Source organism: Bellilinea sp. (assembly GCF_053501535.1).
The window spans coordinates 1-14,874 of record NZ_JBRCOK010000047.1 but is presented as its reverse complement, the minus strand read 5'-3'; the positions used below and the strand labels follow the sequence as shown (position 1 = coordinate 14,874).

The window sequence follows — 14,874 nt, the reverse complement described above, 5'->3', positions numbered from 1 at the left end:
TGTTTAAATTGTCTGGTTTGAAGTAACAGAGGAGGCACGTTCGTGGAAACGAAAAGCTTAGTTGCATTGCGCATTAGCCTTGCATCCCCCGATACTATTCGCAGCTGGTCTTATGGGGAAGTATTAAAACCTGAAACCATCAACTACCGCCGTTTGCGGCCTGAAAAGGATGGACTTTTCTGCGAAGCCATTTTTGGTCCCACCCGCGATTATCAATGTTATTGTGGAAAGTATAAAAATCCACGCTACAAGGGCATTGTTTGTGATAAATGTGGTGTGGAAGTAACGCGTGCCTCTGTTCGGCGCGAGCGGATGGGACATATTGAGCTGGCCACCCCGGTAGCCCATATCTGGTACACCCGCCGTGTACCTTCTTACCTCGGGTTGTTGCTGGATATTTCGCGCCGTAACCTGGACCGTGTTCTGTATTTTGCTCAATACATTGTAACTTATGTGGATGAGGATGCCCGTAACAAGGCTCTCAAACGTCTGGAAGATGAAATCAGCGTTTCCGAGCGGGAGCAGGCGGCCGAAATCAATGCGCGGATTCTGGAAGTCAAGCAGGCGCGTGACCGAAAAATTGTCGAATTGAATCAGCGTCGGCAGGACATGGAAGCTCGCCGTGATGAATTGATTGCCCAGCGTTTGGAACCGGTCATTCAAGAGGGACAGTCGCTTGAACGTCAGTTGCAAGATAAGATTGGTAATGTTACCCGTACGGCGATTGTTTTTTCGGCAACTAATACCGAAATCGTAGCAGCCGGCGAGACGATTTCTGCTCAACATATTGGACGGGTGCAGCGTGTTGTCAAAGAACGGCTGGACGAGCTGGAAAATGAATTCCGCGATCAGTTCCAGCGCGACCTGGAACAGATCAAAATGCAAATTGAAGAAGTACGCGCGCAAGCCGAAATGGAAATGGAGGCGCTGCGCAATCAGCTGGAAGATCAATCCAACGTCTCTCAAAATGCCAATTCCCGTTTGCGCGATGAATTACAGGAATTGCGTCCCTTTACGTTCCTGACGGAAAACCGCTACCGAGAACTCAAATCACGCTGGGGCCAGGTTTTCCGGGCGGATATGGGTGCAGAAGCCTTCTACGACGTACTTCGACGCCTCGATTTGGATAAACTCTCCGAAGAATTGTGGCACGAAGTACGCACTTCCAAGAGTAAGCAAAAACGCAAGAAGGCAACTACCCGGCTGAAAGTGGTGGAAGCGTTCCGCCGTTCTCAAAATCGTCCGGAATGGATGATTCTCACGGTTTTACCGGTGATTCCTCCTGACCTGCGTCCGATGGTGCAGCTGGATGGCGGACGGTTTGCTACCTCAGACTTGAACGATCTTTACCGGCGTGTGATCAATCGCAACAACCGTTTGAAACGGCTGCTTGAGCTGGGCGCACCGGACGTGATTGTGCGCAACGAGAAACGGATGCTTCAGGAAGCGGTCGACTCGCTGATTGATAACTCGCAACGCGGTAAAGCGCTTTCGCGGAGAGGCCGGCGCGAACTGAAATCTCTGAGTGATATGCTCAAGGGTAAGAAAGGTCGTTTTCGCCGTAACTTACTTGGTAAACGGGTGGACTACTCCGGCCGCTCGGTGATTGTGGTTGGTCCCACGCTCAAACTGTATCAATGCGGCCTGCCCAAGACCATGGCTTTGGAATTGTTCCGTCCATTTGTGATTGCCCGGCTGGTGGCGCATGGATATGCCGCCAATGTGAAAGGCGCCCGGCGTTTCATTGAACGTAATCGGCCTGAGGTGTGGGAAGTCCTCGAAGAGGTCATCAAAGACCGTCCGGTTTTGTTGAACCGTGCTCCGACCCTTCACCGTCTGGGTATTCAGGCTTTTGAACCGATTTTGATTGAAGGGAGTGCCATTCAATTACATCCACTGGTTACCACTGCTTTCAATGCGGACTTTGACGGCGATCAAATGGCAGTGCATGTACCGCTTTCAGAAAAAGCCGTGCGTGAAGCCCGCGAGCTGATGCTCTCTTCGCGCAACCTGCTTAAACCGGCAGATGGTGAACCGATCATCAGCCCGTCCAAAGATATGGTGCTGGGTGTGTATTATCTGACCATGACCGATGAAAAAGAACACCCCGGTAACGGGAGATACTTTACCGATCTGGATGAGGTTGAACTGGCTTACCAGCTGGAGCAGGTGCATGTGCATACCCGCATTAAGGTGGTGGTAGATACCTGGTATGATGACCACAATAATCGCCTCTCAGAACCGCGCCGGACGATGGTCGAAACAACCGTTGGACGTGCCCTGTTCAATCGCATCCTGCCTGAAAAAGTTCAATTTGTCAACGAAACACTCGATAAGGGTGGTGTTAAAGACCTGATTGCCGATGTTTATGAGTTTTGTGGCGAGGAAGTAACCACAGATGTTGCTGACCGCATTAAGGATATTGGGTTTGAATACGCCATGCGGTCAGGGGCGACAATCTCGGTTGATGACATCACCATGCCAGAAGATAAAAAAGAAATTTTGGAACGCGCCCAACAGAAAATCGAAAATGTTCAGCGTTCTTACCGGCGTGGTTTACTGACCGAACAGGAGCGCAACGAACGGGAAATTGAGATCTGGCAGCAGACCACCAAAGAAGTTGCCGATGCTGTGCGGCGCGCAATGAATCCGACCGGCAATCTGGCAACGATGGCCAACTCGGGTGCGACGAAGGGCGGTTTTGGGCCGATTTCACAGCTGGCAGGAATGCGCGGCTTGATGGCAGATCCGGCTGGCCGCATCATCCGCCTGCCGATTCAATCCAACTTCCGTGAGGGACTGACCGCGCTGGAATACTTCATTTCCACCCACGGCGCGCGCAAAGGTCTGGCGGATACGGCTTTGCGTACAGCAGATGCCGGTTACCTGACCCGTCGCCTTGTCGATGTGGCCCAGGACATGATCGTCAATGAGGTGGACTGCGGCACCCAGGAAGGCATCTGGATGCGCAAGTCGGATGACGTGGCCGGACAACCCTTGAGCGCACGCCTGTACGGCCGTACCGTTGCCCAACGCGTGATTGACCCCATGACGGGTGAAGTGCTGGCCGAACGGGATGACTTGTTGGACCATGACCGAATCCGACGGTTGCTGCAGGCTGGCATTGATGAGGTCAAGGTGCGCTCGCCGCTGACTTGTGAATTGATTCACGGTGTATGTGCCAAGTGTTATGGTATGGATCTTGGTCGCGGGAAGATGGTTGAGTTAGGAGCAGCGGTGGGTATCGTTGCCGCCCAATCCATTGGCGAGCCCGGCACACAGTTAACCCTGCGTACTTTCCACACCGGTGGTGTGGCTGCCGGTGGTGATATTACTACCGGTCTGCCGCGCGTGGAGGAGTTGTTCGAAGCCAGACGGATGCCCAAAGGTGAAGCCGTTATCACCCGCATTTCCGGCGTGGCCAAAATCATCCAATCTGACCGATACAGCGATCAGCGAATGGTGCGAGTTGAGCACAGTGAACTGGTCAGTGATGAGTATGAAATTCCAGAGGGCTGGGACATTGTCGTCAAGGATGAGGGAACGGTCTCGTTAAGTGATCCAATTGCAGTGCAAGGCGAGGCTTCCATCACCGCACAACACACCGGCCGGGTGCGCATTGAAGGGCGCAAAGTCATCGTGACTTACGAACAGCGTGAATCAGAGGAATATGAAATTCCTTCAACCTCGCGCATTTTGATCAAAGATGGTGAACACGTTGAAGCGGGTCAGCCTTTGACCGAGGGCTCCCTGAATCCGCACACCATTTTGAAGATCAAGGGTCGCGAAGCCTGTCAGTTGTACCTGTTGAGCGAAATTCAGAAGGTTTATCGCGCGCAGGGTCAAAACATCAACGACAAGCACTTTGAGGTGATCATCCGCAAGATGATGGGACGGGTACAGGTGATTCGGCCGGGCGATACGCATTACCTGCCGATGGATATCGTGGATCGGCTTGAACTGCGCCGCGTAAATGAACAGATGATTCGTGAAGGCAAACAGCCGGCGCGCTTTGCGGAGATTTTGCTGGGTGTGACCAAAGCCTCGTTGAGTACCGATTCTTTCCTCTCTGCCTCTTCCTTCCAGCACACCATCAAAGTCCTGGCAGGGGCAGCCATTGCCGGAGCTGAGGATCCGTTGTATGGTTTGAAGGAAAATGTGATCATCGGTAAACTGATTCCGGCTGGAACAGGCTTCGAGTACGGGCGTTTTAAAGCCCTACAGGAAAACCAAAACAACGATAAGGAAGTTCACCGCATTTCCGTGGCGAACATTACCAGTTCAGATTAATTTCTCAAACAGTTTGGACGACAGCGAGGGCAAACATGCCCTCGCTGTTTTTAAGTCTGAAACCTGCCTTTCCGTGATAAACTGAAATGAAAATTATTTTATATATATTGCGATCCAGCGAGGAGTGGTTTTGATGGAGATTGGACTCGTTCGTAAAGTGGATATTGACCATGAAATGCAGCAATCCTATCTGGATTATGCCATGAGCGTGATTGTTGCCCGCGCTTTGCCGGATGCGCGGGATGGTTTGAAACCGGTGCAGCGGCGAATCCTGTATGGCATGTACGATATGGGGCTGAGAGCCGATTCCGCCTATAAAAAATCTGCCAGAATAGTTGGTGAGGTTTTGGGGAAGTATCACCCTCATGGGGATCAGGCAGTATACGAAGCTATGGCGCGCATGGCCCAGGATTTTACGATGCGTTACCCGCTGGTGGATGGACAAGGTAATTTTGGCTCGATTGACGGCGATCCACCGGCTGCCATGCGCTACACTGAAGCGCGCCTGACGCCGATTGCTTTGGATTTACTGCTCCAGTTGGACCGCGATACGGTTGATTTTGAACGGAATTTTGATGATTCTTTGAATGAACCACTTGTGCTGCCAGCTGCTTTGCCAAATTTGCTGATCAACGGTGCTTCCGGCATTGCTGTGGGCATGGCTACCAGTATACCTCCCCACAATTTGGGTGAGGTGATTGATGCGCTCATCTATATGTTGGAACGATGGGAACGGTTGGAGGATATTGGTGTTGATGACCTCATAAAATTTGTGCGTGGGCCTGATTTTCCTACTGGCGGCATCATTCTTCAGGAGGACGGCGGAGAAGATTTGCTCACAGCGTATGCGACCGGTAGAGGTAAGGTTACGCTGCGCGGAAAAGTACAGCTGGAGGAAATGGGCAGAGGTAAGAGCCGCATTATCATCACCGAATTACCCTATCAGATTAATAAATCATCGCTGATTGAACGGATTGCCGAACTTGCCCGTGAAAACGAGCTGGAGGGAATCAGCGACCTGCGGGACGAATCGGATCGGCAGGGGATGCGAATTGTGATCGAATTGAATAAAGTAGCCGAAGAACAAAACGTTCTGCGTGAACTTTATCGGCGCACTCCTCTACAATCCACTTTTCGTATTTCGTTGTTGGCACTCGTGGACGGTGAACCGCGTCTGCTTTCCTTGAAACAGGCTTTGCGGGTGTATCTGGATCACCGGATTACGGTGGTTCGGCGGCGCAGCGAACATGATCTTGAAAAGGCTCGCCAGCGGGCTCACATCCTTGAAGGACTGCGGATTGCACTGGCTAATCTGGATGAAATGATCAACCTGATCCGCAAGGCGCAAGACGTGGAGGATGCCCGGATTAAGTTAATGAAACGGTATAAACTCAGCGAAATTCAGGCTAATGCGATTCTCGAAATGCAATTGAGGCGTTTGGCTGCATTAGAGCGAAAAAAGATCGAGCTGGAATATCAGGAAACGCTCAAGATTATCAAAACCCTGACGGAATTACTACGTTCAGCAAAAAAGTTGCGCGAAGCTGTAGCCGAAGAACTAATCAGCGTTAAGCAAAAATATGCAGACCGACGGCGGACCCAGATTGTCTCACTCAAACAGGGTGAAGCGGCAAAAGATGTACTGACAACCAGTGAATTAATGCCCGAGGAAAAGGTCTGGGTGGGGGTTACCCGAGAGGGATTGATTGGCAGAATCTCCGCTGAAAAGCAACCCCGCTTAACCGGAAAAGACGCTCCCGAAACAATCCTTCTTTGCAGTTCAAACCATACCCTCTATCTGGCTGCTCGGGATGGGAGGTGTGCGGCGATTGCGATCCAATCCCTGCCGGATGTGGAAAATTTCAGCGAGGGAATACTCATTTCCAAAGCCTGTCCACTCAGCAGTGAAAGCCTGCCGGTGGTTTTATTCTCGGCTCCTTTGAAGATTCCCCAGGAGAAAGATTTTTTTATTGTAACTATCAGCCGTAATGGTATGGTGAAAAAAACCGAGCTACGGGAATTGCCCGGCCCTTCGGCGCAGACCTTTACACTGGTAAAAATTAATCCCGGTGATGAACTGGTGAGTGTATTAATCACTGAGGGAAACGAGGAGATCATTCTGGTGAGCAAGAGCGGAATGATGATTCGATTTGCCGAAAGTGAAGTCCGCCCGATGGGGTTGGTTGCTGCCGGTGTCAATGGAATAAAGTTGAGCAGCGGCGATGAAGTAATCGGTTGCATGGTGTTCAACCCGGATGAAGATTTACTTTTTATGACTGAAGATGGAAAAGGATGGCGTATTCCCGCTTCTCAAACCGTGTTACAGGGAAGATACGGGCAGGGAATCATCGCAGCGCGTTTGGTCAAAGGCAGCGGGTTGGTAGGTGCGGTAAGCGGAGCGGGGGATCGAAATATCCTGGTTTATTTTGACCATCTGGCGGCGAAAAGCATCCGCATGGATAGTATCCCGTTGATGAAACGCGCAACCAATGGCAAGCCGATTTTCGACCTGAAAGGCGGCGAGAAGGTGAGAGGGCTCAAGGCGGTGATTCATCATTTGGGAAAATGGGAGACATCCAGACCCGAAAAGTCGGTGAAGCGAAGCCGGCAAGTTCCCGAGAAAGCGGTTGCTGAGCCATCCCGCTCATCCCAAAAACCCGCCAGAGAGGTCAAGGGCGAAAGAAAAGGGGTGCAAACCAAACAGGCGGAATTGCCTCTGGAAAGCATCGGAGAGGTTTCAAAACCCAAAGGGCAAACGAAAAGAAAACCCCAAACCGCGTCACCGGCAACGAAAAAAAATTCTACTCCCAAGGCAACAGCGAGGAAAAAGCCAGCAATTCCCCCTGCATCCCAGGCGGAAGTGATCCAACAAACACCGAAGAAGCGGGGGCGAAGGCGCAGTGAAGAGTAGTATTATGCGGAAATAGTGAAGTTGGTGTAATGGTAGGCTATTTTGCCATCCATGATTCCAACAGTATCGCTGCCGTTTTTAACCATGATGTTGCCGGATTGGGCTGTCCAGTTGAAGTGGCGGCTGTTGCCGCTTTGAGAAGCGTGGGTTAGCGTAAAAGTTGCAGCCGGTAAAAGATCATTAAACAGGGTGGTGTACCATGCCCGAATTGCCTGACTTCCCTGAATAACCCGCGCTGGGGTGATGTGGACGGCATCGGGATGGTAGAGATGAAGGATCAAGGAAGGATCGTGCAGGTTGAGTGCCTGGAAATACAGTTCAATAATATCGGGAGGGGGTGGCTGGGGTGACAACGAAAAATGAGCGATGACATCCCAGAGGGCCGGAGTTTGTTTACGACATTCATCCCATGAAAAAAAGTTAACCGCACTCAGTCCTAAAGCCTGCACGGTGCGTAAAAATTCGAGAATGTCCTGTTCGGTGGGTGCCCATCCGCCAGTTTTATAGGTTGGGCCGGTAGGAATGACCGGCCGAAATGGGGTCATACCCTGAAACTCTCGAACACTGCGCCGCAGTTGTGCTTCAGGATTGTGGGCTTTTTCCCAATATACCTGAGGCATGTTGAAGTCCACGTATTCAAGAAAAACTTTCCAGGGCAGTTGGGGGTGATAGGATGGAAAGCGATAAGAGGAAAGCGCCATGGGCAGGTTGGGCAAAGCTTCGCGCAGCTTACCCATAAAGCGGCGGGCGGCGCGCTCTTTACCGGCTTGCTTGTACTCGATTTCCGCATCAATGACGTAACCGTCCAGTTGAAATTGTTGAATGCGCCGGATGGCAATGTTGGCCTCTGCCAGCGGATCGTTCCCATAAACATAATGCCAGCCCCAAACCTGAATGCCTTTATCGCGAATAGCCTGAACTACCGGCGGAAGCAGGTCGGTATTGTTTTTGCGATCAATATTGACCGGCCAGCCGCCATCGGCGATTTTAACGAGAACATGGGAGAAACCGGCCTGTTGAGCGGCGCTGGCAATTGCCAGAGGGTTGCCCCCCTCACAATCTTGAATTTTCCAGATAAAAAAACCTTTCCCCACTAATCCAGTCATGTCATCCTCCCTGATTCAGGTGTGATTATTTATTGAGGCTTGAGATTGCCTTCAAGCCCCAATTGAGGGGCGATACTTCGCATAGCCAGAATAACATTGTCCACATGTTGCCATAATTCCACGCCGAATTCTTCCGCCCCGCGGGCGATTTCCTCCCGGTTTGCGCCGGCGGCAAAAGCACGGTCTTTCCATTTCTTCTTTACTGAGGAAGAGGTGAGGTCATATAGAGAGCGACTTGGACGCACCAGTGCAACGGCGGTGATTAAACCGGTAACTTCATCGCAGGCGTACAGGGCTTTTTCCATTAAAGTCTGGCGTGGAACCCCGGTGTGATCAGCATGGCTGAGAATGGCGCGAATGATTTCTTCGGGAACACCGCGCTCCCGCAAAATTGGCACACCGGCTTGCGGATGTTCTTCCAGTGTTGGGTGGATTTCCCAATCAAAATCATGCAGGAGACCGGTCACTCGCCAGAGTTCTACATCCTGGTTTAATTGGAGGGCATAGAATTGCATGGCTGCCTCGACGGCCAGCATGTGATTAACCAAATTCTGATTTTTTACAAATTCTCTGACGATTTGGAATGCCTCATCTCGGTTCATGGGTGAGCCTGCTCCTGTAAAGAAGATTCGTCGTTCACACCGAAAATCGGTTCGGGTTCCCCCAGTACGGGTAATGGGCGGGTTATAAACACATCCACAAAAGCCATGGCGGTTGCGGGTATTTCACGGATGCGCCAAAAACGGTGAGCGTATTGACTGTAAGTCCGTTGATCGGCAATGACGCCAACCGAATCAACCCCGAGGCCATTACAGGTAAAAATGGCGCGCGGCAGGTGAAACCGTTGGGTGACCAGAATTGCCTCACGAACACCAAAAATATGACGGGCGCGGTAGCAGGTATCATAAGTACGGCGGCCGGCATAATCCAAAACGATGTCTGCTTCTGGCACTCCCAGCGAAAGAGCATAGCGTTTCATCGCACCGGGTTCATTGTAATCCACAAATCGGTTATCTCCGCTCATGAGAATTTTTTGAACTTTCCCATCAAAATACAACTGAACTGCTGTAGCCACGCGATCCCGCAGGACGGGGGAGGGTTGGCCATCGCGGGTCAGACCCGCGCCAAACACAATGGCTACCGGCGCAGAAGGGGCTTGCTCAACCTGAAATTGCCGTGCACGGGCATACCACTCCGCAATCATATTGGGAATACCCAAGCCCAAAATGATGGCAATGCTGCTGAAAAGCAATAAACGGATTAAGAACATCAGGATTTTCTTGACCATGCGGCGATTTTACCATGTCATCAGTGGAAAACCGCTCTTCAGGATAGTACAAGGTTCATGCCAGAAGTGATGCCCGGAAAAATGAGGGAATCAACGTCCAATCCAATCGGACAAATCAACCCCAGACCAGCGTACAGCCGAGCGTAAAGGGTCATAAACCGAATCATCCACAACCTGAAGGTCCTGTACATCATAATCATTCAACGCTTGAGTGAGGCGTCGTTTTCCATCACTGGTCTTCACCAATTCCAGAAAGGCGGCATTGATTTGCTTCACCATCGAATCGCTCACCGCATTAGCGTAGGACAGATTCAGGTTGGGGATATCGGGATTGGATTGCCAGATGATGATCACGCGCTGTGGAGCGTCGGTTAAGTCGTTAATCACCTGACTGGAGGTGCGCGGGTCGCCAGAGATTGAAAAGGTGACTCCGAAATCACAAATGCCTTTGATGTAAAGTGAGCGTACCACGGCTGGATGGGTTTGAGCAAATACGCCGTTTTGGGTCTGGATGCCGAGCTGTTCCAGAATCCCGAAGGGGAGAATGTAACCGGAAATTGAGCCGGGTTCGACCCAGCAGGGCCGGCTTCCATTCAATTGAGCAAGCGCGGTTTGTGCATCTGCTGTGCTGAGGTTGGCAAGCGGGTCAAAATAGGAAACATAGCCGCTTTCGACATTGGCCAAAAACTGAGTACCGTAATAAAACGTGCCAAAATGGTTGGTCAGTAACCCGATTTTCACCCAACCTCGATTGTGGGCGTGGATGTAAGAGAGGGGTTGCAGCCAGCCGAGATGAATTTTCTGATCTTTGAAGGCATTGACCAGATTGGCGGCGTTGTCAAAAACCACGATTTCAAACTCGTAACCGGTTAGTTCTTTAAGATTGTCGCGAATCTCGCTGCGAGAAATTTCAATGCGGCGATTGCTTTCGGTTTCCTGCAAAAAAGCAATTCGCAGCGGATTCTGGCTGCTGCCAAGTGGTGCGGGGGTTGGGGTGGAGGTTGAAGATGGCGTAGGAGTTGTTGAAGGGGTTGGGGTTGGTGTATTGGCCGGTTGAGTGTTACATGCCGCCAGGGCCATGATCAACATTATGGTTACGGTTACAATTTTCAATAATAAGGGTTTGTATTTAAGAAACCTGAGCGGCTGATTCACAGAGTTATTTCTCCAGAATAAATGTATATTGATTATAATCCGAGTTAAGTTCTGTCCATGAATAGAGGAGTCATTCAGGTGATGAGATGAATGTTCATTCGATTTTCAAAGGGCTGTTGCTGATTATTCTGTCTTTTGCGCTGGTCTTTGCACTGGCGATTATTGTTTTAGTGTCCGTGGTGCGAAACACAACTCAAGAGGCCTTACAGCCGATGGAGCAGGTGCGGGATGCCATTGCAACCCAATCGGCCCTGTTGTTCAACCCAACTCCAACCATCATCCCCGATCCGGTGACCATTATCTACGAAATCCGCTCGCTCGCGCGATTGGAAACTGCGCAGTATTCCATGGAAAAAATTATTACTGCCGAGGCAGGTCAGGGCGAATTGAGTTTTTTATTTGGTGATAAGTTGCTCTTCGTAGCCCATGGTAAGGTGATCGCAGGGGTGGACCTGGAAAAATTAAAACCGGAAGATTTATGGGTTCAAAACGGCGTTTTATATGTTCGATTGCCAGCAGCTGAGATTTTTGTGGCTACTTTGGATAATGATCTTTCCTATGTCTATGACCGCGAAACGGGGATTTTACGGCGTGGAGAGATCAATTTAGAAACTCTAGCACGTCAGGCTGCTGTTCGGGAAATTGAAAAAGCCGCGATTGCCGATGGGATATTAGATTGGGCGCAAATGAACGCTGAATCCTACCTCAGCAGGTTGTTTCGCAGTCTGGGTTACGCCGACGTGATCTTCGTCAAGTAGGGAGGATAGAGTTTAAATGCGTTCTGTCCAGGAGGGGTGTGCGTATTTTTGAATCAATAATTCTTCAGCGCAACTTAATTCCTCTACGTCTGGCTCTGTTTCCAAAAATTCAATATTTAATACCTGCTCAAAGGCAGTTTTGAAGGCGTGTGCAGCCGTATCCCAGTCCAACACTTTTCCGAGTATCATTTCGACGGTTGTGGCGTGATCCAGTAAACGCTGAGCAGCCTGCCGGCGTTCCGTTTCATTCTCAAAGCGCAACGCCTGAGTAATGCGGGTAAGGTCACCATACAATGGCAAAGACCCGTGCTGAAGAACCCCCTTGTAGCGGCGGGCCTGTGCGCTGCCAATCAGTTTTTTACCCTGGACGGTGATTTCGTAGTTGGAGGGCACTTCGAAACAGACCGCAGCATTGGGTTGGCTACCCTCGGGGATAGGATATTCCTTATCGGCTGTTGCCGGCAGATCGAGGAGGTGCAAAGCCTCGACCAGTGCTGTTGAAAGGCGGCGGTAACTTTCCAAAATAGAACCGGCTACACGCGGTTCATTCTGTGGAGCAATAACAGCGTAGGTGAGTTCGTCGGTGTGCAAAATTGCCCTTCCGCCGGTGGGACGTCGCACCAGTTCCCAGCCATTTTCGACAAGATTTTGAAAATCTACATCTTTTATGGGCTGAGCGTAACCCAAAGAAAGACAGGCCGGCTCCCAGGCGTATAAACGCAATACAGGGAGCGACTTACCCGCTGCAACAAACTGGAGAATGGATTCATCCAGCGCCATGTTCCAAGCGCCGGGCGCAGGTGGTGTTTTGATTAATCGCCAGACTGATTTTGGAAACATAGACGAAATTATACCCGAAAGGATTGAGTTGGGTTATATTCTTGTATATACATTTTTTCTGTATTTCCAAAGTATTTGTTAAGTTACTTGACATTATTTCCGATTTGGTTATAATAGTTTCAAGAATCAGGGAGAAATGCGCCGTTTGGATACCACAATCTGGCAAGTTCCCAAAGCGAATGTTAAAAATCTTAACAAGCATGCCGCACTGGATTTAATCCGTTTCAGTCCGAGCGGAATTTCTCGAATTGAACTTTCGCGTGAGTTGGGACTGACCCGTGCGGCGGTAACGGCTATTGTTGGGGATTTGATCAAAGCCGGGTTGGTTCGCGAAACCAATGGACAATTTTCACGGGGTCGGCGTGCCATTGAGCTGGAAATCAACCCGCAAGGCGGGCTGGTGGTGGGGGTGGATATTGGCGCAACTCATGTCACCCTGGTGCTTGCGGATTATCTCGCTCATGTAATGGACGAAGTTGAAGCCTCGCTGGATATTTTCCAGGGGCCGCAGGTCTGTCTGCCATTTGTTGACCAGTTTTTACGCTCGTGGCTGAACGAATTGGGTGTAAATCTGGCTCAGATTACAGCAATTGGGGTGGGTGTACCGGGCCCCATTGTGACCGATGCGGGTATGGTGAGCGGTCCGCCGATTATGCCGGGTTGGGATCTATTCCCCATTCGGGAGTGGTTGGAAAAAGCCTGGGGCTGCCCGGTGACGCTCGGAAATGACGCGGAGTTTGGCGCCTTAGGAGAGTGGGCGTTTGGGGCCGGGCGTGGAGTTGACAACCTGGTCTATATCAAGGTAGGAACCGGCATCGGGGCAGGTTTGCTGATTGATGGTCAAATTTATCGCGGCACAACCGGCTGTGCCGGTGAAATTGGGCATGTTACAATAGAAGAGAATGGCCCGTTATGCACCTGCGGAAACCGGGGTTGTTTGGAGGCATTGGCTGGTGGACGGGCAATTGCCCAGAAGGCAATTTTTGCCATCAAGGCCGGGGCGCGCACAACTTTGAGCGAGCTCCCGTCTGTAGAAGCGATTAGTGCTATGGATGTGATAGCCGCAGCCCGAAAAGGTGATCATCTTTCCCAAAAGCTGGTTCAGGAAGCAGGATATTACCTTGGAACCGCTTTGGCGAATTTGATCAACCTGTTTAATCCGACCAAGATTGTGATTGGCGGAGGGGTTGCACAAGTAGGTGATTTACTGCTTGATCCGGTGCGCAAGGTTGCCAAACAACGCAGTCTTAAAGTCGCCTCACAAGCGGTAACTATTACTTCTGCCGTGCTTGGCAAGCGCTCTTCGGCAATGGGCGCTGTTGCTCAGGCAATTTCATTGAGTTTACATCAGCTGGCTGAAGCAAGTTAATTATTTGAAAGGAGGTGATGTGCAGGATTTTCAAGCGCAATTTGAAGATTTATTTACCCCAGAAGAGAATACCCTTTTACAAGGGTTGCCCTCCATCGGAGGAACTCGTAAAACCTAAATTTTTTAAGGAGGAAAGAGATGTTTAAGAAAGTAATGCCCTTGATCGGCCTTTTGCTGATCGCCTCGTTTGTTCTGGCAGCCTGCCAACCGGCGGCTACCCCAACAACTGCGCCACAACAGCCGACCACCCCGCCGGCACAACCTACCACCCCACCGGCACAACCCACCACTCCTCCCACTGCCGAGCAGGTGACCATCACGATCTGGCATCAGTGGGATGGAAAGTACCTCGAAGCCATCACCCAGGCATTCAAGGATTACGAAGCCTCCCACCCGAATGTCAAAATTGACCTCTCCAAACCGGAGGATGTTGCCAATGCCTTAAATGTGGCGATCCCGGCTGGCGAAGGCCCAGACATCATCGGTTGGGCGAATGACAAAATTGGTGAACAGGCGTTGCAGGGTAACATTGTTGCGCTGAACGATTTCGGTATTGACAAAGCCTTCCTTGAGAGTGTTTACACCGAATCGGGGATTAATGGCGTGACCTGGATGGACACCATTTGGGCATTGCCTGAGACCATGGAAGGTATTGCGCTGGTTGCCAATAAAGCGTTGGTCACCGAAGAATACCTGCCCAAGGATCCTTTTGCCTGGGATGATCTTCTGGCAAAGGCTGAAAAATTCTACGCAGATAAAGGCATTCCGCTAATCTGCAATCAGGGCTTTGGCGCTGAAGATGCCTACCACCTGTCACCGATTTATTTCGGTTTTGGTGTACCTGCGTATGTGGATGAAGACGGCAACGCCTACATGGATACTCCTGAAGCGCTGAAAGCGGCTGAATGGCTGGTCAAACTCAAAGCCGTATCTCTGGCTGAAAACAGCTACGATATCTGCAATGCCGCTCTGCAGGAAGGCAAAGTTGGCATGTGGTGGACCGGCCCGTGGGCAATTGCCGGTATCGAAGATGCGGGCATTGACTACACCATCGTTTCCATGGGTAAACCCTTCGTAGGGATCAAGACCCTCATGCTGAGCAAGAACGCTGTTGACCGCGGTAAAGCCGAAGTGGCACTGGATGTGATGAAGTACTT

Annotated in this window: 9 protein-coding genes and 1 pseudogene; 5 read left to right on the top strand and 5 right to left on the bottom strand. The window is 50.8% G+C overall.

Annotation, left to right across the window (positions count from 1 at the left end):
- Positions 1 to 42 precede the first annotated feature (42 nt).
- The gene (rpoC, locus tag ACWIZX_RS05195; protein WP_448335037.1) at positions 43 to 4,290 is read left to right on the top strand and encodes a DNA-directed RNA polymerase subunit beta'; all 4,248 of its coding nucleotides are present in this window, start codon (positions 43 to 45) and stop codon (positions 4,288 to 4,290) included.
- Between the two features lie 133 nt (positions 4,291 to 4,423).
- Positions 4,424 to 6,838: pseudogene (gene gyrA, locus ACWIZX_RS05190) on the top strand (DNA gyrase subunit A); the annotation flags it as partial.
- 365 nt (positions 6,839 to 7,203) lie between these two features.
- Here gyrA and ACWIZX_RS05185 read toward each other — a convergent pair.
- The 4 genes from ACWIZX_RS05185 to ACWIZX_RS05170 all read right to left on the bottom strand — a co-directional run bounded on the left by ACWIZX_RS05185 (position 7,204) and on the right by ACWIZX_RS05170 (position 10,684).
- Entirely contained in the window at positions 7,204 to 8,307 is a 1,104-nt protein-coding gene (locus ACWIZX_RS05185) for a nuclear transport factor 2 family protein (protein ID WP_448335036.1), read from the bottom strand.
- Positions 8,308 to 8,336: 29 nt separating this feature from the next.
- A complete protein-coding gene (locus ACWIZX_RS05180; protein ID WP_322794209.1) occupies positions 8,337 to 8,909 on the bottom strand; it encodes an HDIG domain-containing metalloprotein in 573 nt (190 codons plus the stop codon).
- Positions 8,906 to 9,595 (bottom strand): SanA/YdcF family protein, encoded by a 690-nt coding sequence (locus tag ACWIZX_RS05175; RefSeq protein WP_322794208.1) that lies wholly within the window; start codon positions 9,593 to 9,595, stop codon positions 8,906 to 8,908. Before ACWIZX_RS05175 ends, ACWIZX_RS05180 begins: the two co-directional genes overlap by 4 nt.
- A gap of 90 nt (positions 9,596 to 9,685) precedes the next feature.
- A complete protein-coding gene (locus ACWIZX_RS05170) occupies positions 9,686 to 10,684 on the bottom strand; it encodes a phosphate/phosphite/phosphonate ABC transporter substrate-binding protein (protein ID WP_448335035.1) in 999 nt (332 codons plus the stop codon).
- Between the two features lie 152 nt (positions 10,685 to 10,836).
- Between ACWIZX_RS05170 and ACWIZX_RS05165 the strand changes: the two genes are divergently transcribed.
- On the top strand, positions 10,837 to 11,508 hold the full coding sequence (locus tag ACWIZX_RS05165; protein ID WP_448335034.1) for a DUF4230 domain-containing protein: 672 nt from the start codon (positions 10,837 to 10,839) through the stop codon (positions 11,506 to 11,508).
- Between the two features lie 12 nt (positions 11,509 to 11,520).
- Here ACWIZX_RS05165 and ACWIZX_RS05160 read toward each other — a convergent pair whose 3' ends face one another.
- Positions 11,521 to 12,348, bottom strand: coding sequence for a lipoate--protein ligase family protein (locus ACWIZX_RS05160; protein ID WP_322794205.1), 828 nt, complete (start codon positions 12,346 to 12,348; stop codon positions 11,521 to 11,523).
- A gap of 136 nt (positions 12,349 to 12,484) precedes the next feature.
- Here ACWIZX_RS05160 and ACWIZX_RS05155 point away from each other — a divergent pair, with 136 nt between their 5' ends.
- Together ACWIZX_RS05155 and ACWIZX_RS05150 are read left to right on the top strand one after the other, a co-directional pair.
- Positions 12,485 to 13,717, top strand: a complete 1,233-nt coding sequence (locus ACWIZX_RS05155) for an ROK family transcriptional regulator (protein ID WP_448335033.1) — start codon at positions 12,485 to 12,487, stop codon at positions 13,715 to 13,717.
- 138 nt (positions 13,718 to 13,855) lie between these two features.
- A partial coding sequence (locus tag ACWIZX_RS05150) for an extracellular solute-binding protein (RefSeq protein WP_448335032.1) occupies positions 13,856 to 14,874 on the top strand: 1,019 nt, incomplete at its 3' end.

What these genes read in the sequence shown, in the direction of transcription:
- ACWIZX_RS05185 (WP_448335036.1), bottom strand. Translation starts at nt 8,307, where the DNA reads ATGACTGGATTAGTGGGGAAAGGTTTTTTTATCTGGAAAATTCAAGAT.
- ACWIZX_RS05175 (WP_322794208.1), bottom strand. Translation starts at nt 9,595, where the DNA reads ATGGTCAAGAAAATCCTGATGTTCTTAATCCGTTTATTGCTTTTCAGC.
- ACWIZX_RS05165 (WP_448335034.1), top strand. Translation starts at nt 10,837, where the DNA reads ATGAATGTTCATTCGATTTTCAAAGGGCTGTTGCTGATTATTCTGTCT.
- ACWIZX_RS05170 (WP_448335035.1), bottom strand. Translation starts at nt 10,684, where the DNA reads ATGTTGATCATGGCCCTGGCGGCATGTAACACTCAACCGGCCAATACA.
- ACWIZX_RS05155 (WP_448335033.1), top strand. Translation starts at nt 12,485, where the DNA reads ATGCGCCGTTTGGATACCACAATCTGGCAAGTTCCCAAAGCGAATGTT.
- ACWIZX_RS05180 (WP_322794209.1), bottom strand. Translation starts at nt 8,909, where the DNA reads ATGAACCGAGATGAGGCATTCCAAATCGTCAGAGAATTTGTAAAAAAT.
- ACWIZX_RS05160 (WP_322794205.1), bottom strand. Translation starts at nt 12,348, where the DNA reads ATGTTTCCAAAATCAGTCTGGCGATTAATCAAAACACCACCTGCGCCC.